Raw genomic sequence first — 26,818 nt, forward strand, 5'->3', positions numbered from 1 at the left:
CTCTCAGTCAGTGTGAAGTGGTCAGACCTTGAACTCTTTGAAGAACAGGTGATCGAGCTCGTATGTTTTGACAGGATTGAGGCCCAGCTCAAACCTTTCAAGCATGTCAATCAATTTTTCGCCGTCGATCAATTCAATGGGTGGGGCACCATCGCGTGTGGCTTCACGTTTTGCTTCTGCGGTGAACGTACCGGTAGTAATGATGATGCCTTTGTCGGCTCTCCCTGACATGGCTCCCCGAAAGTCGCGCACTTGAGAGGGGGCCACTGATTTTGCGTACCGTTTGCACTGGAATAGCACTTTGAAAGAGACCAGAGGGTTGACCTGCAGGATTCCGAATCCATCGATTCCACCATCACCGCTTTGACCCGTGACCACCACCTGGGTGAAGCCGGCCTCACGTAGCAAGCGCTGGGAGAGCCGTTCAAAACCTGCCGGTGCAAGCGACAAAAGGACTTCCAGTGCTTCGTCTCGATAGTCCGTAGAGACACCCCCGGTTCCTTCGGCGACCTTCTCGGCGACTGGCTCTGACGCCTCTTTCTGTTTTCGTAGCTCCTGAAATATCTTGACCCACTTCAAGAAGATGCTGCGGGCTTGCTCCTGAGTCAGGCTCGTCTTGAAGCCGAGTTCAGTGAGACTCCAAACGCCATGCTTGGAGGAACTGATAAGGCCTTCTCGAACCAAGTAGAACCGAGCCCACGCAACCTGGTTTCGAAATCTGGAACCGCCAGACGGCAGTGTTTCGTTGAGCACATCATCCGAGATTTTCAGGTCAGTTGATACACGATCAACTGCTTCGTCAGGCTTTGCCGAACCGCCAAGACCACGCAGTGCATCCAGGAGCGGCCCGAAGTATCGAACAAACTGAGCTCCTTCGTCTTTCTTCTTTTTCGTAGCCAAGGTGTGGTCTCCATTGAGGTTTAGCGTTTGAATTCAGGAGCGTCCGAAAGCGGTGTGCTACTAGCTACCGACAAATTCTAGGCTGGCAGCGAATTAAGCCCATCCTCCAATCGGAGGATCACTAGAATTTGGTGGGATCGCCAAGCGTCTTGTTGAGGCGTATCGCTTCCTTGACGAGGCGGCGCGATAGTGCGGCATTAACCTCATCGCCCTCGTGGAACTCTCTCATCGCCATCTCGTACTTGCCACCGGGTTTTAACAGCGGGTCTATCTCGCGAAGGCGCTGCCCTCGCCAAAAGCCGAACAGCACGCGGCTTTCTTCGGCGCGAATGAGCAGGGTCGGCCCGTTCGACAAATAAACCAAATGGCCCCACTTGATGATTTCGTCCAGTGCACCGCTACCCAAGACTGCGGCCCGCAACCGCTCGACCGTAGCACGCCGCCAGTCGGACAATGCGGTTACATAGACATCTGGGCTTGAAGCGGGAATGGTCTTCTTCATCATGGCAATGTTGGGGCTGTGCCGCACACCACTCTATTCCCAAAACGAGTGAGAATCTCTACACAGGTGATGTTAGGTTCAGACTTTCACAAAGTCGGTTCTACTTCGATGACGAAGCGAGAAGGCCGAATGTATGTGAGAGCTGCGCGATGCCACGTAACCGATAGGTTACGGTTCGCCCCTCTTGCTTACGCGTGAGGAGATTCTGCCTATGTAGTTTTGTTAAGTAATTGCTAGAAAAGTCCTGCATGGATCGAACGGGGAAATTCTTAAAATCGCTGGCCCGGGCTTGTCCCGCCTTACCAATTGCCTCTAGGACTGCCATTTCCTTCGCATTCAGGTAAAGCCCCTTCAGTTCGCTTTCAACAATTTTGCGTAAAAAACTCGCCGCTTGAGGGTGTGCTAGCTGCTGGTTGATTAGCATCCGGCCGATCGAGGCATTTATGGCCGACTCAAATGTCTTTTTGAACCCCGACGTATTTTGAGCAACTTTAATAGCGGGGCTATTGAGAACTTGATCTCTGACAACTTCAACGAATTTGGCGCATATGCTGTTGCTGTATTTGAGAACAAAGCGCATCTCCCCGAACGAGGCTTCATACAGACGCTTGTGTGTTTCTTCTGTAAGAGGAGATTTACCTCCTTTTGAGTTATGAAATCTAGAAACTCGAATGGCGATAGCCTCATGAAGCTCCCCAATTTCTATTGGACGAATTTCAATTCCAGAGCCGGTAGTACGCTCAAAAACTCGTGGGTCTAACGACTGAATCAAGCTACCCAAACCACTCTGCCCGATAAGCACCCACCAAACATTAGCAATGGAGAAGAGAGTGTCGCGAAATGAAATCAACATTGATCCGAGTTGCTCATCGGACAGATTCTCAAGATTATCCAGAGCGATGACTGCAGATTTAAATCCGAGCGTTGTGACAACCTCAGAGGACATCGCCGCAAGGGCGTCAGCTATCGCTTCAAAAGATGCATCAGAAGCCTTGGGAAGCTGTGCGGTCCGCCCCATGGATCCACCACACCCAAGAATGGAGACGCCAAGACTGAAAGCGGACGTGCCTGTACCTGCCAGCCATTCACCAATTTCCTTTACCTGTTGGGGAACGGGCTGGGAATTCAGCGCACACCACGCATGAATTGAACGGTATAGCGAATCAACTGCACGAAGTGCAAGTCTCTTTAAATCATCTGTCGGCTGTACGGGACAAAGAGTTCTCGCGGCAAGCAGCTTAGGGCCAAAGGGCGCTAAATCATTCTCCAAGCGATATTGCTGCACGTTGAAGAAGCTAGTTTTTCCGACACCTGGGGTACCTGAGAGCACCAAGACGCCACCAGACGATGTTCCCAGTTGAGTGCAGAGCTCCGTAGCCTCGCTGTCACGACCCACCAGGAGGTCAATATCTTCTGCCCGAGGTAGCAAAGGGTTGGTGTTGTATGGACTTTCGCGAAAGCCAAGAGATTCCCACATCTTTATGTCTCCTCCAAATGAATAGTTTTTCTTGCCAGGCGCTCAAGGCTTAACTCCATGTGCGACCTAACCTGCGATTGTCACAGGCAAATTCTAGGCCTCCCTCGAGTTCGGCCCATCCTCCAATCGAAGGAGTGCAGTGCTTTCTTTCAACCCCGCAAGCTACTCGCTCACCTTCTTGCTCGGATGGATTCAGGCGGTGGTGCGACACCGACCAACAGCCCTCATCCCAACCCTCTCCCAGAGGGAGAAGGACTGCGGTTTAACTTGGAGACGCTGTTGTGGGCCCGTACCGATTGACCTGTCAGGTTTCACGGGCTGCACGTCTGGCTTTGTTATCGATGGACTGAAGAAGTAGCGCCCATCCGCCCAGGATCAACGCAAAAATGTGCCAGAACCGAAACACCAGGAGAACGTCGTACAGCGACCCTTCGTGACGATTGGCAATTGCGGAATGCAGGGAGACCGACACACGCTCGTTTGCAATTGGCGCGCCAACTTCCAGGACCGTCACAGAAAATGTTGTGAAGCCCCATCCGAGTATTGGCATGGACTTTTCATCGGGCGGCCACGGGACTTTTTTCGGATCACCGTCATCGACAAAAGGCACGATCTGTCGGCGCCAATGATGCATATCAGCAGGTTGCGCCGGCAAAGCTTCGTACACAGTTCGAACACCACCACCTTCAATCAAGAGCCTGACAGACTCTCCCGGCTCCGGGAAGGACCAGTTGCCCTTCTCCGTGGAGTGCGAGGGAAACTTTCCGAGCTCGTTCCTGAGCTCACCGAACACCCTGTGAAAGTACATCGACATTGTTGCGCTCTGAGGGGTCAAGCGAAACGCGGTGAATGTGATCTTCGCGCCCGGCGCTAATTGGAGATGAGAAGTCGAGTAAGACGCGAAATACCACATTCCGAGCGTGCCAACGGCCACGGTAACAATAGCAAGGTACAAGACCAACCATCGGAAGTGAAATTTGTAGATCATCGGCGGGGAATCCAATGTAATTTAGACCGCAAGAACCTGAGGGATAGCTTTGCACAGCTCATGTGCGCAGAAAGCGAGACTGCCCACGGAGAGGCAAACCGCCCGCTACTTCAACGGCGGGCATTGCAGGTACCCCACGACGGCCTTTTTCCAGGCGATTTCGGGATTGAAAGAAGGGACCAGCGCTGCCTCGCCGTTCTTTGCTCCCGTCACAGCCCCAAGGCCGTGCTGCACCATGTAGGAAGGAAAGTAAGCCGGGGGGCCGATACGTTCAACTTCCGAGCAATAGCCCGCGCGCTTTGCGTCGTTGCCGAGAATCTGACCCACTTGGGCCTTGAAGGCCGCGACCTTGTCCTTGCTCCCCGACTCGAAGGCAAGCATGGGCAAAATTTTGGCGGCTTGATGTGCTGACTCGTCAGCGACCCTGAGTGTGTCGAATCGCCCATACGCACCGGCCATGGCGTACATGAAGACACCCGGTTCAAATTTCTCCTGCTCAATACAACTGGAAATGCCCCTGTAAAGGTCGACGGGAGTCAGTTTGTTGGTAAGTTTTTCTTTTCCGACACAACCGGGTCCTGGGGTATCAAGGGCATTTGATGCGGGTGCGGGTGCGGGTGCGGATTTCGCGATGCCGGGTTCCTGGGCGTTGACCTGCGATGCCAGCATTGGCGCGAAAAGCATGACGCCTGAAACAGCGAGCCTAAGCAATGTCGTAGTCAAGATGATTTCCTTGTATGTGACTGACTCTGGAAGAGAGTTTCCGGTCACGGCAACGGAGAAAAATATTCGCGAAACTCCCACCTGCTTACGTGCGTGTAGATCCGGCCGCTTTCGCAGAACCATTGCTGATGCTGCTCGACTTCCCATATATAGCTCCGCAAAGTGACCCAGTCCGTTCCGCGCTCCACGACGTCGAACTTCTCGAAGGAGATATCCGCGCGTGTCTGCTCTCCTTCAAGGTACCAACCGCCATAGCGAGGCCCAAAGACCAGAACCAAGCTCCCAAAGAACTTGTTCTCGAAGATTGCCCTGGCCTTCTCGGTGACCTCGGGATGCTTTCGCATGTCTTCCAGCGTCAACGCTTCGTCGGACTTCCATCGTCCAACAAAACACTCTGGAATACCGGCCGAAAAAGCGTGGATGGGTATCGAAACCAATGCGGCGATGACAAAGAGATTCTTCACGATGCTGCTTGTACCCGCCTCGCCGGCCAAAACCCGCCGGTCGTCAAGATTGACGATCGACCATAGCCATGACAAGCGCCGCAACAAAAACGACCACAAACATGGCTATCACGGCCCCGACCGCCGCCAGCAAAGGCTTGGACCAGCCACGTCGCGGATAGGCCTTCCCGAATTTCCCCAGGACAAATGCCTGCTGCGACTTGCCGATGGCGTAATACCAGGTGATCAGCAGCGCAAAGCCGAACGCTCGTCCAAGTGCGTCCACGCCTTTCGATTCCGGCAAGAAGAATGGAATGATGACAAGAAGCAAGGCACAGACAATGCTTCCAATCATCCAGTTCTTCGATCTTGCGGCTTTTTCCGGCTGCCCGAGCGCCTCCCAGTTGCGCATGTGAAGGTAGGCCCCAAAAATCGGGGTAAAGAGCAGGCTCCAGCTGGCGGCGGCATTGGGGTTCCAGAGTGCGGGCGCATTCTCGCCAGTCACCAGCTGGTCGATATCGGCGACTTGCGCCTGGGGTGGGGCATAGGGGTTTTGTTCAGGCATAGGGATGGTTGTTGTGAAGCCAAGCCTGGGATATTAGGCTATGGTCCCGGGCATCGCCTCCTTCAATCAGAGGAAGCTTACCCAGCGCTAGAGGCAAAATGTCCCCATGAACTCCTTAGACGGCATCCGCATCCTCGACCTCTCCCGCGTGCTTGCGGGCCCCTGGTGCACCCAGACTTTGGCCGACCTGGGGGCCGACGTGATCAAGATCGAGCGGCCGGGCAGCGGCGACGACACGCGGACCTGGGGCCCGCCATTTTTGAAAGACGCGCAGGGCGCGGACACCGAGGCGGCTTATTACCTGGGCACGAATCGCAACAAGCGCTCGGTGACCTGCGACATTGCCCAGCCGGCGGGCCAGGCGCTGGTGCGGGAGCTGGCGGCGCACTGCGATGTGTTTGTGGAGAACTTCAAGGTCGGCGACATGGCGCGTTATGGGCTGGACTATGCCTCGCTCAAAGCCATCAACCCGCGCCTGGTGTACTGCTCGGTCACCGGCTTTGGCCAGAACGGGCCTTATGCGGACCGCGCAGGCTATGACTACGCGATCCAGGGCATGGGCGGGCTGATGAGTGTGACGGGCGAACGCGACGACCTGGGCGGCGGGCCGCAGAAGGTCGGCGTGGCGGTGGCGGATTTGATGACGGGCATGTATGCGACGGTGGCGATTTTGGCTGCGCTGCGCCATGCCGAAAAAACCGGCGAGGGCCAGCAGGTGGACATGGCGCTGCTGGACACCCAGGTGGCGATGCTGGCCAACCTGGGCGCCAACTACCTGGTCAGCGGCAAGGCGCCGGGCCGGGCCGGCAATGCGCACCAGAACATCGTGCCCTACCAGGTGTTTGAAGTCGCACCGGCCGGTGACGGCAGCAAGGACCATTTGATATTGGCCGTGGGCAATGACTCGCAGTATGCGAAGTTCTGCGCGGTGGCGAACATCCCCGAGCTGGCGACCAACCCGCTGTTCGCGAAGAACCGCGACCGCGTGCTGAACCGCGGCCAGCTGGTGCCGATCCTGGAAGCGGTGATGAAGACGCGCGGCAAGGCCGACTGGCTGGCGGCGCTGGAGGCGGCGAAAGTGCCTTGCGGCGCGATCAACAGCCTGGCCGAGGTGTTTGCCGACCCGCAGATAGCAGCGCGCGGCATGGTGACCGAGTGGCATCACCCGGTGAAGGACGACTTGAAGCTGGTCTCCAGCCCGATGCGCCTGAGTGCGACGCCGGTGCGCACCGACCTGCCGCCGCCGCTGCTGGGCCAGCACACCGATGAGGTGCTGCGCGAGTTGCTGAACTATTCCGACGCGAAGCTGTCTGAACTCAAGGGCGGCAAGGCGATTTGACGCGGCAAGCCCATACAAAGACCTGATTCAAAGAGGTGGCGCGATGAAACACAATTTTGTTCTGGTGCACGGTGCCTGGCATGGCGGCTGGTGCTGGCGGCGTGTGGCGCAGGTGCTGCAGCTGGACCACCACAAGGCTTTTGCGGTGACGCTGACGGGCCTGGGCGAGCGGGCCCATTTGCTGTCGCCGGCCGTCAACCTCGACACCCACATCAACGACGTGATCAACCTGATCGAGGCCGAGGAACTGCACGAGGTGACGCTGGCCGTACATTCCTACGCCGGCATGATAGGCACGGCCGTGGCCGACCGCATGGGCGGGCGCCTCAAGCACCTGGTGTATGTCGATGCCGTGGTGCCGCAGCCGGGCGAAAGCTGGAGCAGCACGCACGACGCGGCCACGCAGCAAAAGCGCATGGCGAGCGCGCAGGCCACGGCCTGTTTCAGCTTTGCGCCGCCCGACCCGGAGGTGTTCGGCCTGCAGGGCGCCGACCACGACTGGGTGCAGCGCCGGCAGACGCCGCACCCGGGCAACACCTACCAGGCGCCGCTGGATTTTGACGTAAAGCGCGTGGCGGCCGTGCCGCGCACCTTTGTGAGCTGCACCGAGCCGGCGCTGGCGACCATCACGCCCAGCCGGCTACGCGTGCGCGACCCTGCCTTCTGGGGTGGCGCCTGGCTGCCGAATTCACGGGTAGTAGACCTCGCCACCGGCCACGACCCGATGGTGACCGAGCCGGCGGCGCTGGCGCACATCCTGCTGGAGTGCGCCGAATGAAGGCGGTGGGCCGACGCGGTTTCACGGCCGCATTGGCGGGCAGCCTGGCCTGGCCGCTGCAGGCCCAGGCCAAGGACAGCGCGCTGCCGGTGCCGGCCTCGCTGCCGGAGGCGGCCGGGCTGGCCGCCGCGCGCGGCGAGCCGCTGGTGCTGCTGGTCACCCTGCCCGGCTGCCCTTATTGCGAACTGGTGCGGCGCAATTACCTGCTGCCCGCGCGCCAGGAAACCGGGCTGGAGGCCTGGCAGCTCAATTTCAGCGACAGCCGCACGCCGTTGACGGGTTTTGACGGCAAGGCCACGACCGCGGCTGCGCAGACCCGGGCCTGGAAGGCGACTTTCACGCCCACGGTGCTGTTCCTGGGCCCGCAAGGACAGAAGCTGGCCGAGCCGCTGGTGGGCGCGGCGATCCCGGATTTTTACGGAGCCTACCTGGACGAGCGCCTGGTGCTGGCGCGCCGGGCGGTGGTGGCGCTGCGTTAGGGCCTGATAACGCCATGACGGACGCCGGGTCGCTGCAGGCCGCCATTCACGAGGAGGTGGCACTGCGGGCCTACGACCCGCGCTGGCCCGGCCTGTTCGAGGCCGAGCGCGAGCGGCTGCTGTCGCTGTTTCCCGATGATTTGATCGCCATTGAGCACATAGGCAGCACGGCCGTGCCGGAGCTGGTCGCCAAGCCGGTGATCGACATCCTGGCCGGCGTGGCTTCGATGGCGGCGGCCAGGGCGCTGGTGGGGCCGCTGTGCGCCGAGGGCTACACGGCCTCGGCCGAATTTAATGCCACGCTGGCCGACCGCCAGTGGTTGATGCGCTGGGCCGGCGGGCATCGCACGCACCACCTGCATCTGGTGGTGCATGGCGGCCCGGTGTGGGCGCAGCGCCTGCGTTTTCGCGATGCGCTGAGGGCGGATGCCGCGCTGGCGGCGCGTTATGCGGCGCTCAAGGCGGAGCTGGCGGCCCGGCACCCGGGTGACCGCGAGGCCTATACCGAAGGCAAGGCCGCGTTTGTGCGCTCGGTGTGTGAAGGCTGAACGCCCACCACCCTATTGCCTACTATTAAGCTGCTGAATCAACCCGCTGGACCTGTACTGGATGCCGGATTTGCGTTTGGCAAATGCGGCTTCGGTGGTAAATTCAGACCGTTCAAGCAGGAGAGCGCTGCCCCCAGGGGCGGCCACCGAAGGCGCAAACTTCCATAATCGCTCAGGTCCCGTACTGCCCGGAAACACACAGCCGTCTGGAGAGACGCCGCATGCAAGGTGCGGCGCACCGAAGGAGCAAGGCCGTTGCGAAAGTAGCGGCTGAATCTCTCAGGTACCAAGGACAGTGGAAGCGGCCGCAAGCCTGTGATGGCCTGGCGGTTGCCATGATTCTTTTTGGACTCAAGCACCCCTCAAGGCATTGCACTTGCGCAACTGTAATTTCTGCTTGAAAAAGGAATCGCCATGAAAGTCATGGTTTTGGGTGCGGGTGTCACGGGGGTCACGACGGCCTGGTATCTGGCGCAGCGCGGGCATGAGGTCACGGTGATCGAGCGGCGCGGCGCGGCCGCGATGGAAACCAGCTTTGCCAACGGCGGGCAGATTTCCGTAAGCCACGCGGAGCCCTGGGCCAACCCGGGTGCGCCGCTCAAGGTGCTGCAGTGGCTGGCGCGGGAAGACGCGCCGCTGCTGTTCCGGCTGCGGGCCGATGTGAACCAATGGCTGTGGGGCCTGGAGTTTTTGCGCAACTGCACGCCGGCGCGCACCGCGCAGAACATCCGGCAGATCGTCAACCTGGGCATGTACAGCCGCGGCGCGCTGCAGAAACTGCGCGCCGAACTGGGCCTGCAATACGACGCGCGGACCCAAGGCATCCTGCATTTCTATACGAGCCAGGCCGAGTACGACGCGGCGCAGGAGCCGGCGCGCATCATGCGCGAGCACGGCTGCGAACTCGACATGAAAACCGCCGACGAGTGTGTGGCGATTGAGCCCGCGCTGGCGCAATGCCGCAGCAGCATTGTGGGTGGCAGCATGACGCCCAGCGACGAGTCGGGCGACGCGCAGGCTTTCACCGCCGCGCTGGCCGCGCGCTGCGAGCAGGCCGGCGTGAAGTTTCTCTACAACACCAACATCCTGGACGTGCTGGCCGGCGGCGGGCAGCTGGAGGGCGTGCTGGTCGCCGGGGGCCTCGGCGAGGCGGGCGGGCGCGTCGAGATGCTGAAGGCCGATGCCTATGTGATGTGCCTGGGCGCTTTCAGCGCGCCGTGGGCGAAACGCCTGGGGCAGAACCTGCGCATCTACCCGGCCAAGGGCTATTCGGTGACGCTGCCGGTGATCAACGAAGCTGCGTCTTACCAGGTGAGCCTGACGGACGACGAGTACAAGCTGGTGTTCTCGCGCTTCGGCAATCGCCTGCGCATCGCGGGCACGGCGGAGCTCAACGGCTACAACACCGAACTGAACCTGGTGCGCTGCCAGGCCATCGTGCGTCGCGTGAAGCAGCTCTTCCCGGAGATGACGGACGGCGAAGGCGCGCAGTTCTGGACCGGCCTGCGGCCGGCGACGCCGAGCAACGTGCCTTACATCGGCAAAAGCAAAACCTCCAATCTGTTCCTCAACACGGGCCACGGCACGCTGGGCTGGACGCATGCCTGCGGCTCGGGCGCGGCGATTGCCGACATCGTGAGCGGGCGCGTGCCTGAGGTGGACTTTGCTTTTACCGGCATGCCGGCGCCGGGGCGGGTGATGGCATTGCCGGGGATGGTGAAGGCCTGATCAGGCGGGCGCCGACCTCAAGACCATCGTGGCCCGCGTCATCAACGAAGCCGGCCTGAGGACCTCTCCCCCTCTTACTCCCTCCCCCTCTGGGGGAGGGCAGGGGTGGGGGCCAGCAGCGATTGGGCAAGCGCTTTTCGCATTTGCCAAGACCGCCAGCCCCCATCCCCACCTTCCCCCAGCGGGGGAAGGAGCAAAACCATTAGCCGCCATCCGACGTCCCGCCCACCAACCCGCCGACCGACCTCACCCTGCAGCAGATGAGCGGAGGCGGTAATATCGCCCTCCGTTCATTCGCCGCCCGCCGCCATGACCTCACCCGCCACCACGCCTCCCGACGGTCTTCCCACCTACCGCCTCCTCACGGGCCCGGATGACGCGAGTTTTTGCCACCGGGTCAGCGAGATGCTGGCGCTGGGCTACGAGCTTCACGGCTCACCAGCGGCGACCTTCAATGGCGAGCGGGTGATCGTGGCGCAGGCGCTGCTGTGGCCTTCGGTTCGGAGCGACAAGCCATGAGCGCTCCCTTGAATACCGCCACCCTGCAGGCGATGGCGGACTTCCCGCGCCAGCTCGAGCAGTTTTACGCGGCCATTCCCGAAAGCCACAGCGACTGGAGGCCTTCGTCGTGGGACGGCATCCCGAGCGAGACCTTTTCGGCGCTGGGCCAGGTCTGCCATGTCAGGGACATCGAGATCGACGGCTACCACGTGCGGCTTCAACGCACGCTCACCGAGACCAACCCGGTACTCGTGTCGCTGGATGGCTACGAGCTCGAGAAAGAGCGCAACTACGCAACAGCCGACGCGCGGGAAGCCCTGGCGGCGTTCCGGGCGGCCCGCCTCAAAACCATGGCCATGCTGTCGGCTGTCACACCGCAGCAGCTGGACCGCAGGGCGGAATTCGAAGGCTACGGCGCGCTGACCTTGCGCAGCCTGGTGCACTACCTGTGCAGCCACGACCAGCAGCACCTGGCCGGCCTGCAGTGGCTGCTCGGCAAGATTGACGCGTCGCGCGCCGTGAGCGCCGGGTGGAATTTGTAACATCGGCCTATCAGGAAATGGGCTTTGCGCGCTACCTTGGTGCGCCCTTTTTCGGCGAAAAAACCACGGATCGCCCGGGGTATTCCCGCTTTATGTCCCTTCAGCGTCAGTCGATCTGTAAGTAAAAGTTAACTTGGGAGCACACTGCATGAACGGCCTCGCTGCCGTGTTTTCCGCAGTTGCGGCTAATTCATTGACTTTTGGGGGTGATCAACATGATGGTTTATTTGCGCAATGTGGCTGTGCTGTCGGGTGCCGTCCTGGCACTGGGTTCCACCGTGGCACAAACCGAGGACCCGAATCCGCCGGCCAAGACCAAGAAGGCCAAAGCCGCCGCAGCGCCGGCGGCCGAAAAATTTTCAGGCCCGCGCGAAAAAATGGTGGTGGCCATGCCCAAAACCTACGGCAAGACCGAAACCATGGCCTTGTGGGGCGACTACTTCAGCCACCTGTCGCGCTGCGCCAATGTGGAGCTGCAGAACGCCCAGGGCGACTCGCTGGAGCGCACCAGCAACGTGGACATCCTGGGCGAGAAGGAGCTGATCGAGGCGCTTTCGACCGGCAAGGCCCAGATCGGGCAAGTGAACCCCGGCCTGGCCGCGCAGATGGTGACCGCCGGGCAGGCCGCGCCTTTCGCGGTGCCAGGCAACAAGGCGACGGGCCAGCGCAATTCCTACAAGCTGATCCTGATCACGCGTATCGACAGCCCGTACCGGGAACCCAAGGACCTGGTGGGCAAGAAGATCGCGCACACCACGCCGACCTCCAACTCGGGCAACCTGGCGCCGCGCGCGCTGTTCCCGGCCCTGGGCCTGACGCCGGACAAGGACTACGAGGTGGTTTTCTCGAACGGCCATGAGCGCTCGGTGACGGGCGTGATGCACGGCTTTTACCCCGCCGCGGCGGTGGCCAGCGATTTGTACCAGCGCATGGTCGTGAAGGGCGACGTCAAGGGATCGAGCATACGCACGATCTGGGAAAGCCCGCCTTTCATGACGGAAACCTGGACAATGAACAAAGAGGTGTCGCCGGAGCTGCAGGCCAGGGTCAAGAAGTGCTCGTTCAGCTACAGCTTCTCGCCCACGCTGAAGAAGCAGCTGCCCGGCAACGACACCTTCCTGCCGATCAATTTCGACCGGGATTTCGCTACGGTGATGCAGGTCTACCGCTCCACTCAAAAAAAGTAGAGCCAAAAGTAGGCCCCCACGCTTTTCACTTCGTGTAATGCGCTGCCCCCCGAGGGGGCCGCCCGCCTGCGGTCTGGCAAAGCCAGTCCCGCGGCTCATGCTGGTTTGAAGAGCCCACTTCAACCGGCTGCAATCGGTCACGCCAACAGGGGCCGCGGAACCGGCTTTGCCGGGCCGCTAGCGCCGTCCCCTTGAGGGGAGAACAGGCTATACGCAGTGAGCCTGGACAGGGGTGTGCCAGCTAGCCTCCAGTGAGCCTGGACGGGGGTAATTCGCTGAGCAGCGGGTGCACCGTGCCCCACAGGCTTTCGTCGAGCACGCGCTGCAAGGTGCGCAGCAGCTGGTTGTTGGAGGTGTAGGCCTTCACCAACACGGCTTCGACGCGCTGGGTTTCCGTGGCGACCTCGTCGCTCGCGGAAAACACCACCACCGGCGGCGCGGGGTTCAGCGCCTCTATCGTGTCCAGCAGCTCCCATCCTGAACCGTCTTTCAAGGTCAGGTCGAGCAGCACCAGGTCGTAGTGGTGCTTGCCGAGCTGTTCGCGCGCCTCCTGCAGGCTGCCGGCAAATTCAAAGGTCGCGAAGTCCTGGGCGATGGTCGCAGCGATGCGCTGGATGTCCAGGTCGTCCTCGACATGCAGGATGCGCGGCCGGCCTTCGGCCATGTTGGCGATGGCGCGCTGCAGGCTCAGGATCAGCTTGTTTTCGTCGATGGGCTTTTCAAGCCAGGTCGACACCGCGAGCGGCTGGTTGTTGAATTCGAGTTCGCCGGCTTCGGCGTTGGCCGACACCACCACGATGGGCAGGTCCCGCGTGCGCTCTTCGAGGCGCAGCGCGCGAATCAGGCTGATGCCGTCCAGGTCCGGCAGGCCCAGGTCGACCGTCATGGCGGCATAAGGCCGTTTCACCACCTGCTCCATGGCCTGCGCGGCGCGGTAGACCATGTCCGAATCGAATCCGCCCTTGTCGAGCATCAGGTTGATCAAGTGGGCGATGTCGGGGTCGTCCTCGCAGACCAGGATCAAGGGCCTGGGCGGCCCGCTGGCCTTGCTTCTGTTTGCATCGATGCTGGCTTCTTCCACCCGCGGCGCAAGCGCTTCGGGCAGCTCAAAATAGAAAACGGTTCCCACGCCGGTTTGCGAGGTGAAGCCCACGCTGCCGTTCATGCGCTCGACAATGGCGCGCGAGATGTTCAGGCCAAGGCCGGTGCCGCCCTTTTGCCGGGTGTCCGAGGTGTCGGCCTGCGAGAACTTCTGGAAGATGCGTTTGCGGAACTCTTCGGGAATGCCGGGGCCGCTGTCGGCGACCTCGACCCGGATCCGCCCGCCGCTGCGCACCAGCCTGACATACACATAGGACTCCGCCGGTGAGAACTTCACGGCATTGGAAATCAGGTTGGTGAGAGCCTGGGTCAGGCGATCGCTGTCGACGCTGACCATGACCCCTTGGGCCTGGACATCCAGCGCCAGTTTGACCTTGTGCTGGCCCGCAAAGCCTTCATTGGCCGTCAGGATCTGGGCCAGCAGGGGCTGCAGTTCCACGATCTGCAAGTCGAAGCGCATCTTGCCGGACTCGATTTTCTCGCTGTCCAGGATGTCGTTGATCAGCCGGATGAGCCGCTCGCAGTTGCTGGTGGCGATGCCGACGAGGTTCTTGGCCATGGGCGGCAGCTCCCCGGCCACACCGCCGACGATCAGGCCCAGCGAGCCGCGTATGGAGGTGAGCGGCGTGCGCAGCTCATGGCTGACGGTGGAGACGAACTCGCTTTTCATGCGGTCTATGCGCTTGAGTTCGGTCACATCGGTGCCCAGCGAATAAAAACCGAGCACCTTGCCCTCGTCCTCGCCTTCGCCGTAGCGCGGAAAGTACTGCATGACGTAGTCGCGTTGCTTGCCGTCGGCGCTTTCCTGGGTGCGGTCATACTGCGCCGCGTAGCCGTCCAGGGCTTCCTCGATCTTGCCGCGCTCCTTTTCGTAGAGCTCGCGGCCCATCATCTCGCGCATGGTCTTGCCATGGATCTGCTCTCGCTTCAGGCCGAAGCGTTCCTCATAAGCGAGGTTGTAGAACTGGAAGCGCTGCTCCGCATCGATGTAGGCGATCAGGGCTGGTACGGTGTCGGTGATCTGGTGCAGCTGCGTTTCACTGGCGTTCAGCGCGATGGTGCGCTCCTGCACACGCTGCTCCAGGGTCTCATTGGCGCCCTGGAGTTCCTGGTTGACGCGCTGGATGGTGGAGTGGCTGCTGAGGAGGTCGACCGCCGCGTAGAGGAGCAGCGCCACCAGCACCGCCGAAAAAATCAGCAGGTAGCGCCCGTAACGCTCGCCTTCCGCCCCGGCCTGTTGCTGCTCGGCCGTCAAAACATCGCTGGCCTCATCGAGCAGTTTTCCGGTCGGCGCCGCGGCAATGCCCACGAGGAGTTCATTGACGGTTTTCTGCTCGCGCAAAATGGTCTGGATGTGCGCGCTGAAGATGCCCAGCCTGTCCCTGATGCCCGGCGGAAAAAGATGCAGGCCGCCTTCCAGGCGGTTTAGCTCCTCCCGTATCTCCGCGCCCCTGTCGCCGGTCGGGCTTTGGCTGTACAGCATGCTCGCGAGCAAAAGCCTGTTCACGCCCGCCGAGATCTGCAGAAACGCCGGCTGTGCGGCGCCGCGGCCCGGCACTAGCGACTGCTTGACGTCTTCCGCCGCTGTGGGAAGAAAGGCCAGCGAGTTGCGCAGCACCGAGTTGTTGGATTTGAATTGCTCGATCAGGACGGCCTTGTCCTGGACGGCGCGTTGCAGCGCCGCCAGCTTGGCGGCCTGCGCGGGGGCATCGTGCTTGTGGGTTTCCGCTTCCGACCGGAGCTGTTCCATGAGCCGGGCCATCTCGCCCTGGTTGTCGGCCAGCGCATCGTAGTGCGTGTTGATGCCTATCCTGGACTTCAGCACGTCCAGTTCCCATTGCGCGTCGAGCTGCTTCAGGTGGCGCAGCACGGCGATATCCTCAAAGTAATGCGACTCGTCGAAGCTCTGGGTTTTGGCGTACAGAAACACCAGGATGGACAGCAGCACGGCAGTGACCGCCGCCATCGGCAGCCAGGCCAGTCGATTCGGTTTTTTCACGGTTTGACGTCCAGTTCACCGGTGAGGGTGTTGAGGAAACGGATGATGGCCTCCTTGTCTTCTTTGGAGGCGACGCGGCCGAGCTGGTAGCGAAACATGATGTCGACGGCCTCGTCCAGGGTTTTCGCCGAGGCATCGTGGAAGTAAGGCGCGGTGAGCGCGATGTTGCGCAGGCTGGGCACCTTGAAGACGTATTTGTCGCTTTCAACCTTGGTGACCAGGTAGCGGCCGAGATCGGCTTCTGTGGGGTTGCCGCGCTTGGCGAAGTAGTCGCCCATGACGCCGAATTTCTGGAACATATTGCCGCCCACGTTGACGCCTTGGTGGCAGGCGACGCAGCCGTACTGCTTGAACTTCGCATAGCCGGCTTTCTCGGGCGCGGAGATCGCATTGGGGTCGCCGCGCAGGTATTTATCAAAGCGCGAGTTGGGGGTGATCAGGGTGCGCTCGAAAGTGGCGATGGCGTTCTGGATGTTCACCTTGGTGACGCCGTCTTTGTACGCGGCGGCGAATGCGCTCTTGTACTTGGGGTCCTGCGACACCTTCTGGACCACCTCTTCCCACTTCGAGCCCATCTCGACCGGGTTCTGCATGACATGGTCGGCTTGCGCTTCCAGCGACTCGGCGCGACCGTTCCAGAACTGCTTGAAATTGAGCGCGGCGTTGAGCACCGTGGGGGCGTTGACGCTGGTCAACCCGCCGTTGAGCCCCACAGAACGATCACGCCCGTCACCGCCGCCCTTGCTGATGTCGTGGCAACTGGCGCAGGACACGCGGCCGTTGCCGGAAAGGCGCGTATCGCGAAACAGCTGCCGACCGATTTCGGCGCGGGCCGGGTCCTGCTTCAGCGTCAGCGGGACCGGCTGTATGGGCTCATCGAGCAAAGGCGCCGCGATGGCGGCGTGGGATACGCAGAGCACTACGGCCGCCAGCAGTAATCCCGGCAGGCCGGAAGTCCTTGCGGCCCCGTGCGACGCCGCCTGCGCTGCCGCGTGTGCGCTTGCCTTCTGAAGCGGCGCCCATGGCCCGCCGCGATAGCCGCGCGCCAACATCCCGGTTGTTGTTTTCACGGCTGCTGTCCTCCTGATCGTTGCTGCAACCAGCCACCATCAGATCACGTTTATCAGCCGCGCCCCTTAAGGCATTTCCCGTGTGGGCATATTTACCAACACTATGTAAGTAAATGCTTCGTTTTCACTTCAAAGAAAACTGCAGGCCCAGCGGTGCCTCACACCCAACTTAGAACTTTTTATTTCATCGATCCGAAGACTTTTTTGAGAATCGCGCTGCCGGTGCCCACAGGGTCCTGGCGGATCTTCTTTTCTTCCTCGCCGATGATGAGGTAGAGGCCATCCAGCGACTTGCCGGTGACGTATTGCTGGATGTTGGCGTCTTCTTTTTTGACCAGGCCGAAACCGGCGGCCTTGCCGGCGAATTCGTTGTATTTGTTGGCCAGCCCGACTTTTTCGGTGGCCTTGGTCACCACGGGCAGGAATTTCACGCCCAGCGGCGCGCGGGTTTTTTCAGCGAAGAAAGTGGTGACCGAGGTCTCGCCGCCGGTCAGGATGTTCTTGGCGTCGTTCACGTTCATGGTGCGCACCGCGTTGACGAGCAGGTCCTTGCCCATGGGCACGGCCGCCTCGGCGGCGCGGTTGATGGAGGTGACCAGCTCGTCGATGCGTTTGCCCTGGCCGAAGTTTTTTAGCAGTTTCGACGCGTCTTCGAGGTAACCGGGCAAAGGAATGCGAACTTTTGGGTTTCCGAGGAATCCATCCGTCTTGCCCAGCAGGGCGACGGCCGCGATGGCGCCCTTTTCGAGGGCGGTTTTCAGGCCGGCGCTGGCATCGGCGTTGCTGATGCCGGACAGGTCTCCGAGCGACAACGCGTAGGCCTGGTGGTAGGTGGCCAATATCAGTGCGCCCAACGCGCTGACGCCGGCCTGGTTAAAATTGCGACGTTGCATGATGAGGTCTCCCATGAAATTGACATCCAGCCGGACAGTATGCCGCATGGCGCTGGCCGGCGTTTTGGCGCTGGCGGCGCTCGCCAGCCTGCCCGGGTGCACTGGTACGCAGCCCGCGCCTGAATCGACCTTCGTGCTGCTGGACGGCAGCAAAAAAACCACGGCCGACCTGAAAGGCAAGGTCACCCTTGTCAATTTCTGGGCCACCAGCTGCGTGACCTGCGTGGCGGAGATGCCCAAGGTCATTTCCACCTACAACAAATACAAGAGCCAGGGCTACGACACCCTGGCCGTGGCCATGAGCTACGACCCGCCCAGCTACGTCGTCAACTACACCGAAACCCGCAAGCTGCCCTTCAAGGTGGCCATCGACAACACCGGCGCAGTGGCCAAGGCCTGGGGCGATGTGCAGCTCACGCCCACGACCTACCTGGTCAACAAGCGCGGCGAGATCGTCAAGCAGTATGTGGGGGAGCCGGATTTTGCGGCCTTGCATCAGCTGATCGAAAAGCTGCTGGCTGAGACCTGAAGCGTTTTGCCTCCCCAAAACAAAAAGCCGGTTCAGACGAACCGGCTTTTTTATTGATCGCCCCCCGAATGGGGATCTCTCGGCTGTGCGAGCTTACTGGGCTCTGAAGCTGTCGTGGCAAGCCTTGCAGGTACCAGCGGTTGCTGCAAAGGCCGTCTTCAGCGTGTCCAGGTTGCCGGTTTTGGCGGCGGCGGCCAGCTTGGCGGTTTCGGCGACCAGCTTTTCATGGCCTTCCTTGAACTTGGCCTGCTCGGTCCAGATCTCTGGCTTGGCCTTGGTGTTGCCGCCCTTGTCGGTTCCAGGCGCGAAGCCGGCCCACGGGAGCTTGGCCATGTCGGCCACGATGTCGGCATTTTCGGCGGCGACTTTGGCGTCAAATGGGACACGGCCGTTGGCCATGGCACCGACCCGGCCGAAATGCTGGCTCATGACAAACAGCGCGCTCTGGCGGTATTTGATGGCGTCTTCGGGTTTGGCAAACTGCGCGGAGGCCGGAGCGGCGATAGCCACCAGGGTGGCGGCCGCTGCGATGCAGGCGAAAAGTTTCATGGTTTTCCTCGTGGGGTTTTTTTAGGATATGGTCGGTGACACGCATGGCAACGCGCTGGGCTTGTTGCCATGTGGCTGAGTTTAGCCAGACCTGATAAGTTCCGCAGGAACTTATGCACTACGGGAAAGCACCAAGAGTCGAGCGAGGCGGCCGGAGGCAAGCCCGGCATAAAGCAACCCACATGAACGAGGAGTGAGCGTGTACACCAACAAGAATCTGCACAAGGTGCGTGTGTGGGACCTGCCCACGCGGTTTTTCCATTGGGCGCTGGTGGCCTGCGTGATCGGCCTGGCCGTCACCGGCACCGTGGGCGGCAATGCCATGGTCTGGCACTTCCGTTTTGGCTACACGGTGCTGGCCTTGCTGCTGTTTCGCATCGTCTGGGGCTTGGTGGGCGGGCGTTGGTCGCGTTTTGGCGCGTTCATTTATGCGCCGCAGAGTGTCATCAACTACCTCAAGGGCCAGGGCAAGCCGGAGCACGGCGTGGGCCACAGCCCGATAGGCGCCGGCTCTGTGTTCGCCATGCTGGGTTTCCTGGTGGCACAGGTCGGCACGGGGCTGCTCAGCGACGACGAGATCGCATTCGCCGGCCCGCTGACGCGCTTTGTCTCCAATGCCACCGTCAGCCTGACGACCAACTATCACAAGAACATCGGCAAATGGGTACTGCTGGCGCTGGTGCTGCTGCACATCGCGGCCATCGTCTATTACCTGAGCCGCAAGCACAACCTCGTGGGCGCCATGCTTCACGGCGACAAGGAACTGGTGGTGCAAGCGCCACCCTCGCGGGACGACACGGTGTCGCGCGTGGCCGCGGCGCTGATCCTGGCGATTTGCGGCGGCGTGGCCTACTGGGTTTCCACCCTCGCGGCGCCGGCGTTCTGACGCCCTGCGCCCCTTGAGGCTGGCCGGATGCGCGGCCGATGGCGCCGGCAAACCACGTTAAACTGGTTGCCGACTTTTCATCGCCGATCCGTGCAACGCCCCTCCATCCAGTTCATCACGCCCGACACGCCAGAGCAACTGGCCGCGACGCGGCTGGTCTTTCGCGAGTATGCGGAGCAGCTGGGCGTGGACCTGTGCTTCCAGAATTTCGAGGCGGAGCTGGCCGAGTTGCCCGGTGAATACGATGAACCCGAGGGCGCGCTGCTGCTGGCGCTGGTGGACGGCGAAGTCGCCGGCTGCTGCGCATTGCGCGCGCTGGACTCGGTCGACTATCCGAATGCCGGCGAGATGAAGCGCCTCTATGTGCGCAAGCCCTTTCGCCGCTTCGGCCTGGGCCGCCAGCTCGCGGAAGCCATCCTGGACGCGGCGCGCGTGGCAGGTTACCACTCGGTGCTGCTGGACACGCTGGACGACATGGAATCGGCGCGCGCGCTGTACGCCGAGCTAGGCTTTGCCGAGATCCCGCCCTACTATCACAACCCCATCGCGGGAGCGCACTACCTCAAGGTGGATCTGTAGGCTCCCCCAAAGCGGAAACGAAAAAGCCACCGGGCTCGCGCGCGGTGGCTTTTTTTCTGGCGAAGAATCCGCCCTCAGCCCTTGGCTTGCGCCAGCAGCGTGGCCGCGTCGCTGACTTCAAACTTGCCGGGGCCTTCCACATTGAGGCTGGCGACCTTGCCGTCCTTGACCAGCATGGAGTAACGGTTGCTGCGCAGGCCCATGCCGCGCGCCGTCAGGTCCAATGTCAGGCCGGCGGCTTTCGCGAAATCCGCGCTGCCGTCGGCCAGCATGCGCACCTTGTCGCCGGTCTTCTGGTCGCGCGCCCAGGCGCCCATGACAAAAGCGTCGTTGACGCTGAGGCACCAGATCTCGTCGACACCCGCGGCCTTGAACTCGGCGAATTTTTCGACATAGCCTGGCACATGCTTGGCCGAGCAGGTGGGCGTGAACGCACCGGGCAAGGCAAACAGGGCAATGGTCTTGCCGGCAGCGGCCTTGGCCACGTCGACCGGGTTCGGGCCGATGCTGCAGCCATTGCCTTCGACTTCGGAAAATTCCATCAGGGTGGTGGCCGGAAGGGTGTCGCCTACTTTGATCATGGTGTGCTCCTCAAAAATAATGGGTGGGTTGAAAATCAACCCCCGCAGTGTAGTGCGGAGGCGGCTAGCGTGCGCTCACTGTGCAAAAACCGCGGAAGGCTTGAAGGTCATGCCCAGCCGGTACACAGTTGGGCAAACGCCGACACAAACAAAAACGGCCCACCGAGGTGAGCCGTTTTTAAAGAGTGACTTGACGCCAGCCCCCAGGTAACCTGGGACTTAAACGATCACAGCCTTTTCAACCAGACGGGTCACAACCCAGTTCTTGGTCTTGGAGATCGGGCGGCTCTCGGTGATCTCGATCACGTCACCCGTGTGGTACTCGCCCTTTTCGTCATGGGCGTGGTACTTGCTGGACAGGGACACGATCTTGCCGTAGAGCTCGTGCTTCACACGGCGCTCGACCAGGACCGTCACGGTCTTGGCGCGCTTGTCGCTCACCACCTTGCCGATCAAGGTGCGCTTGAGGGATTTTTTAGCTTCCGTCATTTTTTGGCTCCTTGCTTGACGATGGTTTCGGCCAGGATAGTCTTGGCACGAGCGATGCTGCGACGCGTGGAACGCAGCGTGGAAGTGTTGGTCAGTTGCTGCGTGGCTTTTTGCATGCGCAGGCCAAAGTGGGCTTTTTGCAGCTCTTTGACTTCGGTTTTCAGGCCGGCAACGTCTTTTTGGCGCAGTTCAGTAGATTTGGTCATTGTCATTTCCCCTTACTGGCCGATCATGCGGCTGACGAAGGTGGTGCGCAGCGGCAGCTTGGCGGACGCCAGGCGGAACGCTTCGCGGGCCAGCTCTTCAGGCACACCGACGATTTCAAAGACGATCTTGCCGGGCTGGATTTCAGCCACGTAGTACTCTGGATTACCTTTACCGTTACCCATACGCACTTCAGCAGGCTTTTGGGAGATCGGCTTGTCCGGGAAGACACGGATCCAGATACGGCCGCCACGTTTGACGTGACGGGAAATCGCACGGCGTGCGGCTTCAATTTGACGAGCAGTCAGGCGACCACGGTCGGTGCATTTGAGACCGAAGTCACCGAACGCAACCGAGGAACCCCGGGTTGCGACGCCGGTGTTACGGCCTTTTTGCTCTTTGCGGTATTTTCTGCGAGCGGGTTGCAGCATTTTGATTCTCCGTTAATAGACCGATTACTCGGTCTTGGCACCGTCAGCTGCTGCAGCTGGCGCGGCTTTACGGACGCGCTTAACGGTGGTTTTCGGGGCTTCGCTACCAGGGGTAGCTTCAGCCGGCTTGTCGCTTCCATCCGCAGGTGCGGTATTGGTCGCGCCGCGCGGTGCGCGAGCACCACGTGGAGCGGGACGGTCGCTGCCTGGACGATCACCAGGACGGGCATCACGGCGTGGGCCGCGCGGCTTGCGTTCTTCGTCGGGCACTTCCACCATCTTGGCGCCAGGCGCATCGTTGCGGCCCAGCGTGTCGCCCTTGTAGACCCAGACCTTGACGCCGATCACACCATAGGTGGTCTTGGCTTCGGAGGTGCCGTAGTCGATGTCGGCGCGCAGGGTGTGGAGGGGCACACGGCCTTCGCGGTACCACTCGCAGCGAGCGATTTCAATGCCGTTGAGGCGGCCGGACGACATGATCTTGATGCCCAGGGCACCCAGACGCATGGCGTTTTGCATGGCGCGCTTCATCGCACGGCGGAACATGATGCGTTTTTCAAGCTGCTGCGTGATGCTGTCGGCGATAAGCTTGGCATCAATTTCAGGCTTGCGAACTTCTTCGATGTTCACGGCGACCGGCACGCCCAGCTGGCGGCTCAGTTCTTTCTTGAGGTTCTCGATGTCCTCGCCTTTTTTGCCGATCACGACGCCCGGACGTGCCGAGAAAATCGTGATGCGGGCGTTCTTGGCGGGGCGCTCGATCAGAACGCGCGAAACCGCGGCGTTCTTGAGCTTGGCCTTGAGGTACTCGCGAACCTTGATGTCTTCGGCCAGCATGCCGGCGAAATCACGGTTGCTTGCGTACCAGCGGCTGGCCCAGTTGCGGCTAACTGCAAGGCGAAACCCGGTTGGGTTGATTTTTTGTCCCATATCCTGCTGCCTTTAGTTGCCAACCACCACGTACACATGGCACGTGGGTTTGCTGATGCTGTTGCCGCGGCCTTTTGCGCGCGCGGAGAAACGCTTGAGCGTGGCGCCTTGTTCGACGTAGATGGTTTTCACCTTCAGTTCGTCGATGTCGGCGCCATCGTTGTGTTCAGCGTTGGCGATGGCGGACTCCACAACCTTCTTGATGATTCCAGCAGCTTTTTTCTGCGTGAAATTCAGGATGTTGAGGGCTTGATCCACTTTCTTGCCGCGGATCAGGTCAGCGACCAGACGGCCCTTGTCGACCGACAGACGAACGCCCCGGAGGGTTGCACGTGTTTCCATGGTCTTTCCTTACTTTCTCACAACTTTTTTGTCAGCCGGATGACCTTTGAAAGTCCGGGTGAGTGCGAACTCGCCCAGCTTGTGGCCAACCATTTGATCGGTGATGTAGACAGGTACGTGCTGCTTGCCGTTGTGGACGGCGATGGTCAGGCCGATGAACTCGGGCAGGATCATGGAGCGACGCGACCAGGTCTTGATCGGCTTTTTGTCCTTGTTGGTAACGGCCTTGTCGGCTTTTGCTACCAAATGATGGTCGACAAACGGACCTTTTTTGAGTGAACGTGTCATGGGTTAGCCTTACTTCTTGCGACGCGAAACAATCATCACTTGCGTGCGCTTGTTGTTGCGGGTGCGGTAGCCCTTGGTAAGGTTACCCCATGGGTCGACAGGATGGCGGCCTTCGCCGGTCTTGCCTTCACCACCGCCGTGCGGGTGGTCAACCGGGTTCATCACCACACCGCGAACGGTCGGGCGAATACCCATCCAGCGCTTCACACCGGCCTTGCCGAGACGGCGCAAGCTGTGTTCTTCGTTGGCGACTTCACCGATGGTGGCGCGGCACTCGATGTGGATCTTGCGAACCTCACCGGAGCGCATACGCACCTGGGCGTAGGTACCTTCGCGGGCCAGCAGCGTTGCCGAGGTGCCGGCGGAACGGGCGATTTGCGCGCCCTTGCCGATTTGCATCTCAATGCAATGGATGGTGGAACCCACAGGGATGTTGCGGATGGGCAGCGTGTTGCCGACGCGAATCGGCGCTTCCGAACCGCTCACCAGCGTGGCGCCGACTTCAAGGCCGCGGGGGGCGATGATGTAGGTGCGCTCGCCGTCGGCGTAGCAGAGCAGGGCAATGTGGGCCGTGCGGTTGGGGTCGTACTCGATGCGTTCGACCTTGGCCGGAATGGCGTCCTTGTTGCGCTTGAAGTCCACCACACGGTAGTGGTGCTTGTGACCGCCGCCTTTGTGGCGCGTCGTGATGTGCCCATTGTTGTTACGGCCGGCCTTCTGGAATTGTGGCTCCAGCAGCGGCGCGTAAGGCTCACCCTTGTGCAGGTGATCCCGGGAGATCTTCACCATCCCGCGCATGCCGGGGGAGGTGGGTTTCATTTTAATGACAGCCATTACGCAGACTCCCCACCGAGGTTGAGTTCCTGACCGGGCTTGAGCGTCACATAGGCCTTGCGAATGTTGTCGCGGCGGCCGATGGACTTGCCAAAGCGCTTGGTCTTGCCTTTGATGTTCAGGACGGCGACCGACTGGACGTCCACCTTGAACATCAATTGCACGGCGGCCTTGATTTCAAATTTGGTGGCATCCTGCAGCACCTTGAAGGTCACGGCATTGGTCTTGTCCGCGATCATGGTGGCCTTTTCGGACACGATGGGTGCGACCAGGACCTGCATCAGGCGGCCTTCGTCGAATTTCAATTTTGGAGAAGATGGGTTACGGGCGCTCATGCGAACATCTCCTTGAGTTGGTCCATGGCAGCCTTGGTGACCAGAACCTTCTTGTAGTGGACCAGCGACACCGGATCGGCGTAACGGGGCTCAACCACGAGGATGTTCACCAGGTTGCGGGAAGCCAGGTACAGGTTTTCATCAACTTCATCAGCGATGACCAGCACCGAATTGAGGTTCATGGCCTTGAACTTGTCGGCCAGGACCTTGGTCTTGGGCGAGTCCACGGTCAGGGAATCAACCACAGCCAGGCGGCCTTCACGGGCCAGCTGCGAGAAGATGGCGGCCATGCCGGCGCGATACATCTTCTTGTTGATTTTCTGCGTGAAGTTTTCGTCAGGCATGTTCGGGAAGATACGACCGCCGCCGCGCCACAGGGGCGAAGACGTCATACCAGCACGTGCGCGACCGGTGCCCTTTTGTTTGAAAGGCTTCTTGGTCGAGTGACGGACCTGCTCACGGTCTTTCTGGGCGCGGGTGCCTTGGCGGGCGTTGGCCTGGAAGGCCACGACCACCTGGTGCACCAGGCTTTCGTTGTATTCGCGACCAAACACGGTATCAGGCACGTCCACTTTGGACGAAGCCAGACCTTGGTCATTCAGGAGTTCGACCTGCATCAGTTCGCTCCTTTAGCAGCGTTGGCGGGCTTGGCTTTGATCGCGGCGCGAACCGTGACATAACCACCTTTGGAACCAGGCACAGCGCCACGGATCATGAGCAGCTGACGGGCTTCGTCGATGCGCACGATGTTCAGGTTTTGCGTGGTCACGGTGACGTCGCCCAGATGGCCCGTCATGCGTTTACCGGGAAACACACGGCCAGGATCCTGCGCCATACCGATGGAGCCGGGAACGTTGTGCGAACGGCTGTTACCGTGCGACGCGCGTTGCGAGCTCATGTTGTGGCGCTTGATGGTGCCGGCGAAACCTTTACCGATGGAGGTGCCTTGCACGTCCACCAGCTGGCCCACGGCAAACACGTCGGCTGCGGGCACAACGGCGCCAGCGGCGTATTTGCCTGCGACGTCAGCCGTCACGCGGAATTCTTTCAGGATTTCACCAGCTTCAACGCCTGCTTTCGCAAGGTGGCCGGCGGCCGGCTTGGTCACACGCGATGCTTTGCGTGCGCCAAATGCCACTTGAAGGGCATCGTAGCCGTCATTTGCTTCGGTTTTAACCTGGGTCACGCGGTTGTTCGATACATCCACCACGGTGACAGGAACTGTGTCCCCATCATCCGTGAACAGACGCATCATGCCAACTTTGCGGCCCAGCAACCCGAGGGAGTTGCTCAGACTCATGATGTGTTCTTTCGTAACTTTCACCGCTGCGACTTCAATTGGCCGCAGACGTTTTGATGTGAAAGACAGTTAATAAAACCGCCCAATCCATACCGGCAAGAAGCCAACATGTAATGGACAGCCCAAGAGTATAGCCCAGGTTGCCAAAAATGGCAAACCCGGGCTAAAACCTGTCGATTTGGGCCCGGCTTGTGGCCGAAACCCCGTTTTTTGCTTACTGCAGCTTGATTTCGACGTCCACGCCGGCCGGCAGGTCGAGCTTCATCAGGGCGTCCACGGTTTTGTCCGTAGGGTCCACGATGTCCATCAAACGCTGGTGCGTGCGGATTTCCAGCTGGTCGCGGCTCGTCTTGTTGACGTGGGGCGAACGCAGGATGTCGAAGCGCTTCATACGGGTTGGCAGGGGCACGGGGCCCTTGACAATCGCGCCGGTGCGCTTGGCGGTGTCAACGATTTCAGCTGCCGACTGGTCGATCAGCTTGTAGTCAAACGCCTTCAGGCGGATGCGGATTTTTTGCTTGGTGGCCATGGTAATTCCTTAGTGTTTGCGGAAATTACGCAATGATCTTGGCAACGACGCCGGCGCCGACGGTCTTGCCGCCTTCGCGGATGGCGAAACGCAGGCCTTCTTCCATGGCGATCGGGTTGATCAGCTTGACGGTGATCGACACGTTATCGCCTGGCATGACCATTTCCTTGCCTTCTGGCAACTCGATCGCACCCGTCACGTCCGTCGTGCGGAAGTAGAACTGGGGGCGGTAGTTGTTGAAGAAAGGCG

Annotated in this window: 35 protein-coding genes and 1 riboswitch; of the genes, 11 read left to right on the forward strand and 24 right to left on the reverse strand. The window is 60.7% G+C overall.

Translation table 11 applies throughout. The features are described 5' to 3' along the window. Positions 1-21: 21 nt before the first annotated feature. The 7 genes from AC1D0O_RS22910 to AC1D0O_RS22940 form a co-directional block, all read right to left on the reverse strand. The gene (locus tag AC1D0O_RS22910; RefSeq protein WP_477655791.1) at positions 22-900 is read right to left on the reverse strand and encodes a restriction endonuclease; all 879 of its coding nucleotides are present in this window, start codon (positions 898-900) and stop codon (positions 22-24) included. Between the two features lie 121 nt (positions 901-1,021). Then, complete coding sequence (locus tag AC1D0O_RS22915) at positions 1,022-1,405, reverse strand: DUF1801 domain-containing protein (RefSeq protein WP_477655792.1); 384 nt, start codon at positions 1,403-1,405, stop codon at positions 1,022-1,024. Positions 1,406-1,502: 97 nt separating this feature from the next. Further along, complete coding sequence (locus tag AC1D0O_RS22920) at positions 1,503-2,879, reverse strand: hypothetical protein (RefSeq protein WP_477655793.1); 1,377 nt, start codon at positions 2,877-2,879, stop codon at positions 1,503-1,505. A gap of 304 nt (positions 2,880-3,183) precedes the next feature. Further along, the gene (locus AC1D0O_RS22925) at positions 3,184-3,867 is read right to left on the reverse strand and encodes a hypothetical protein (protein ID WP_477655794.1); all 684 of its coding nucleotides are present in this window, start codon (positions 3,865-3,867) and stop codon (positions 3,184-3,186) included. A 105-nt stretch (positions 3,868-3,972) separates the two neighbouring features. Next, entirely contained in the window at positions 3,973-4,590 is a 618-nt protein-coding gene (locus AC1D0O_RS22930) for a hypothetical protein (RefSeq protein ID WP_477655795.1), read from the reverse strand. A gap of 44 nt (positions 4,591-4,634) precedes the next feature. After that, on the reverse strand, positions 4,635-5,054 hold the full coding sequence (locus tag AC1D0O_RS22935; protein ID WP_477655796.1) for a hypothetical protein: 420 nt from the start codon (positions 5,052-5,054) through the stop codon (positions 4,635-4,637). Positions 5,055-5,097: 43 nt separating this feature from the next. Continuing rightward, on the reverse strand, positions 5,098-5,598 hold the full coding sequence (locus AC1D0O_RS22940; protein WP_477655797.1) for a hypothetical protein: 501 nt from the start codon (positions 5,596-5,598) through the stop codon (positions 5,098-5,100). Positions 5,599-5,704: 106 nt separating this feature from the next. Here AC1D0O_RS22940 and AC1D0O_RS22945 point away from each other — a divergent pair, with 106 nt between their 5' ends. The 8 genes from AC1D0O_RS22945 (at position 5,705) to phnD (ending at position 12,700) form a co-directional block, all read left to right on the forward strand. Then, entirely contained in the window at positions 5,705-6,937 is a 1,233-nt protein-coding gene (locus AC1D0O_RS22945; RefSeq protein WP_477655798.1) for a CaiB/BaiF CoA transferase family protein, read from the forward strand. Between the two features lie 43 nt (positions 6,938-6,980). Then, on the forward strand, positions 6,981-7,715 hold the full coding sequence (locus AC1D0O_RS22950) for an alpha/beta fold hydrolase (protein WP_477655799.1): 735 nt from the start codon (positions 6,981-6,983) through the stop codon (positions 7,713-7,715). Beyond that, positions 7,712-8,194 (forward strand): thioredoxin domain-containing protein, encoded by a 483-nt coding sequence (locus AC1D0O_RS22955; protein WP_477655800.1) that lies wholly within the window; start codon positions 7,712-7,714, stop codon positions 8,192-8,194. Before AC1D0O_RS22950 ends, AC1D0O_RS22955 begins: the two co-directional genes overlap by 4 nt. Before the next feature lie 14 nt (positions 8,195-8,208). Further along, complete coding sequence (locus AC1D0O_RS22960) at positions 8,209-8,742, forward strand: GrpB family protein (RefSeq protein ID WP_477655801.1); 534 nt, start codon at positions 8,209-8,211, stop codon at positions 8,740-8,742. 196 nt (positions 8,743-8,938) lie between these two features. Beyond that, positions 8,939-9,047: riboswitch (glycine riboswitch) on the forward strand. 109 nt (positions 9,048-9,156) lie between these two features. Next, positions 9,157-10,470: a D-amino acid dehydrogenase gene (locus tag AC1D0O_RS22965; RefSeq protein ID WP_477655802.1), complete on the forward strand. Its 1,314-nt coding sequence runs from the start codon at positions 9,157-9,159 to the stop codon at positions 10,468-10,470. A gap of 309 nt (positions 10,471-10,779) precedes the next feature. Continuing rightward, positions 10,780-10,989 carry a DUF1737 domain-containing protein gene (locus AC1D0O_RS22970; protein WP_477655803.1) on the forward strand — a complete coding sequence of 70 codons (210 nt, stop codon included), beginning with the start codon at positions 10,780-10,782 and terminating at the stop codon, positions 10,987-10,989. Between the two features lie 8 nt (positions 10,990-10,997). Beyond that, entirely contained in the window at positions 10,998-11,513 is a 516-nt protein-coding gene (locus AC1D0O_RS22975; RefSeq protein ID WP_477655815.1) for a DinB family protein, read from the forward strand. A gap of 215 nt (positions 11,514-11,728) precedes the next feature. Then, positions 11,729-12,700 (forward strand): phosphate/phosphite/phosphonate ABC transporter substrate-binding protein, encoded by a 972-nt coding sequence (gene phnD, locus AC1D0O_RS22980; RefSeq protein WP_477655804.1) that lies wholly within the window; start codon positions 11,729-11,731, stop codon positions 12,698-12,700. Positions 12,701-12,941: 241 nt separating this feature from the next. On the opposite strand, the gene AC1D0O_RS22985 is transcribed toward phnD, so the two are convergent. The 3 genes from AC1D0O_RS22985 to AC1D0O_RS22995 form a co-directional block, all read right to left on the reverse strand. Beyond that, on the reverse strand, positions 12,942-15,800 hold the full coding sequence (locus AC1D0O_RS22985; RefSeq protein WP_477655805.1) for a DAHL domain-containing protein: 2,859 nt from the start codon (positions 15,798-15,800) through the stop codon (positions 12,942-12,944). Beyond that, on the reverse strand, positions 15,797-16,720 hold the full coding sequence (locus AC1D0O_RS22990; protein ID WP_477655806.1) for a cytochrome-c peroxidase: 924 nt from the start codon (positions 16,718-16,720) through the stop codon (positions 15,797-15,799). Before AC1D0O_RS22990 ends, AC1D0O_RS22985 begins: the two co-directional genes overlap by 4 nt. A 329-nt stretch (positions 16,721-17,049) precedes the next feature. Beyond that, the gene (locus AC1D0O_RS22995) at positions 17,050-17,763 is read right to left on the reverse strand and encodes a DUF4197 domain-containing protein (protein WP_477655807.1); all 714 of its coding nucleotides are present in this window, start codon (positions 17,761-17,763) and stop codon (positions 17,050-17,052) included. Between the two features lie 46 nt (positions 17,764-17,809). Here AC1D0O_RS22995 and AC1D0O_RS23000 point away from each other — a divergent pair, with 46 nt between their 5' ends. Then, complete coding sequence (locus tag AC1D0O_RS23000; RefSeq protein ID WP_477655816.1) at positions 17,810-18,292, forward strand: TlpA family protein disulfide reductase; 483 nt, start codon at positions 17,810-17,812, stop codon at positions 18,290-18,292. A gap of 93 nt (positions 18,293-18,385) precedes the next feature. On the opposite strand, the gene AC1D0O_RS23005 is transcribed toward AC1D0O_RS23000, so the two are convergent. Then, positions 18,386-18,841 (reverse strand): c-type cytochrome, encoded by a 456-nt coding sequence (locus AC1D0O_RS23005; RefSeq protein ID WP_477655808.1) that lies wholly within the window; start codon positions 18,839-18,841, stop codon positions 18,386-18,388. A 199-nt stretch (positions 18,842-19,040) separates the two neighbouring features. On the opposite strand from AC1D0O_RS23005, the gene AC1D0O_RS23010 reads away from it, so the two are divergent. Then, positions 19,041-19,727 carry a cytochrome b/b6 domain-containing protein gene (locus AC1D0O_RS23010; protein WP_477655809.1) on the forward strand — a complete coding sequence of 229 codons (687 nt, stop codon included), beginning with the start codon at positions 19,041-19,043 and terminating at the stop codon, positions 19,725-19,727. Positions 19,728-19,817: 90 nt separating this feature from the next. Continuing rightward, positions 19,818-20,306, forward strand: coding sequence for a GNAT family N-acetyltransferase (locus tag AC1D0O_RS23015; RefSeq protein ID WP_477655810.1), 489 nt, complete (start codon positions 19,818-19,820; stop codon positions 20,304-20,306). Between the two features lie 74 nt (positions 20,307-20,380). On the opposite strand, the gene AC1D0O_RS23020 is transcribed toward AC1D0O_RS23015, so the two are convergent. From AC1D0O_RS23020 to AC1D0O_RS23080, 13 genes are all read right to left on the reverse strand, one after another. Continuing rightward, positions 20,381-20,887 carry a redoxin family protein gene (locus AC1D0O_RS23020; protein ID WP_477655811.1) on the reverse strand — a complete coding sequence of 169 codons (507 nt, stop codon included), beginning with the start codon at positions 20,885-20,887 and terminating at the stop codon, positions 20,381-20,383. 219 nt (positions 20,888-21,106) lie between these two features. Then, a complete protein-coding gene (gene rpsQ, locus AC1D0O_RS23025) occupies positions 21,107-21,376 on the reverse strand; it encodes a 30S ribosomal protein S17 (protein ID WP_092130381.1) in 270 nt (89 codons plus the stop codon). Next, positions 21,373-21,582, reverse strand: a complete 210-nt coding sequence (gene rpmC / locus AC1D0O_RS23030; protein ID WP_011481236.1) for a 50S ribosomal protein L29 — start codon at positions 21,580-21,582, stop codon at positions 21,373-21,375. Before rpmC ends, rpsQ begins: the two co-directional genes overlap by 4 nt. A 12-nt stretch (positions 21,583-21,594) precedes the next feature. Further along, positions 21,595-22,011, reverse strand: coding sequence for a 50S ribosomal protein L16 (gene rplP, locus AC1D0O_RS23035; protein ID WP_007866520.1), 417 nt, complete (start codon positions 22,009-22,011; stop codon positions 21,595-21,597). A 24-nt stretch (positions 22,012-22,035) separates the two neighbouring features. Beyond that, entirely contained in the window at positions 22,036-22,941 is a 906-nt protein-coding gene (gene rpsC, locus AC1D0O_RS23040; RefSeq protein WP_007866518.1) for a 30S ribosomal protein S3, read from the reverse strand. Positions 22,942-22,953: 12 nt separating this feature from the next. Further along, positions 22,954-23,283 carry a 50S ribosomal protein L22 gene (gene rplV, locus AC1D0O_RS23045; RefSeq protein WP_007866508.1) on the reverse strand — a complete coding sequence of 110 codons (330 nt, stop codon included), beginning with the start codon at positions 23,281-23,283 and terminating at the stop codon, positions 22,954-22,956. 9 nt (positions 23,284-23,292) lie between these two features. Continuing rightward, the gene (rpsS, locus tag AC1D0O_RS23050; RefSeq protein ID WP_007866503.1) at positions 23,293-23,571 is read right to left on the reverse strand and encodes a 30S ribosomal protein S19; all 279 of its coding nucleotides are present in this window, start codon (positions 23,569-23,571) and stop codon (positions 23,293-23,295) included. A gap of 9 nt (positions 23,572-23,580) precedes the next feature. Beyond that, positions 23,581-24,405, reverse strand: a complete 825-nt coding sequence (gene rplB / locus AC1D0O_RS23055; RefSeq protein ID WP_092130383.1) for a 50S ribosomal protein L2 — start codon at positions 24,403-24,405, stop codon at positions 23,581-23,583. Then, positions 24,405-24,740 carry a 50S ribosomal protein L23 gene (gene rplW, locus AC1D0O_RS23060; protein ID WP_411881975.1) on the reverse strand — a complete coding sequence of 112 codons (336 nt, stop codon included), beginning with the start codon at positions 24,738-24,740 and terminating at the stop codon, positions 24,405-24,407. The genes rplB and rplW overlap by 1 nt, the downstream gene beginning before the upstream one ends. After that, on the reverse strand, positions 24,737-25,357 hold the full coding sequence (gene rplD, locus AC1D0O_RS23065; RefSeq protein ID WP_436155804.1) for a 50S ribosomal protein L4: 621 nt from the start codon (positions 25,355-25,357) through the stop codon (positions 24,737-24,739). Before rplD ends, rplW begins: the two co-directional genes overlap by 4 nt. Then, positions 25,357-26,040: a 50S ribosomal protein L3 gene (gene rplC / locus AC1D0O_RS23070; RefSeq protein WP_477655812.1), complete on the reverse strand. Its 684-nt coding sequence runs from the start codon at positions 26,038-26,040 to the stop codon at positions 25,357-25,359. Before rplC ends, rplD begins: the two co-directional genes overlap by 1 nt. Positions 26,041-26,254: 214 nt before the next feature. After that, on the reverse strand, positions 26,255-26,569 hold the full coding sequence (gene rpsJ / locus AC1D0O_RS23075) for a 30S ribosomal protein S10 (protein WP_007838118.1): 315 nt from the start codon (positions 26,567-26,569) through the stop codon (positions 26,255-26,257). Positions 26,570-26,594: 25 nt separating this feature from the next. After that, a partial coding sequence (locus tag AC1D0O_RS23080) for an EF-Tu C-terminal domain-related protein (protein WP_477655813.1) occupies positions 26,595-26,818 on the reverse strand: 224 nt, incomplete at its 5' end.

It is taken from the genome of Polaromonas sp. P1_F2 (assembly GCF_056405735.1).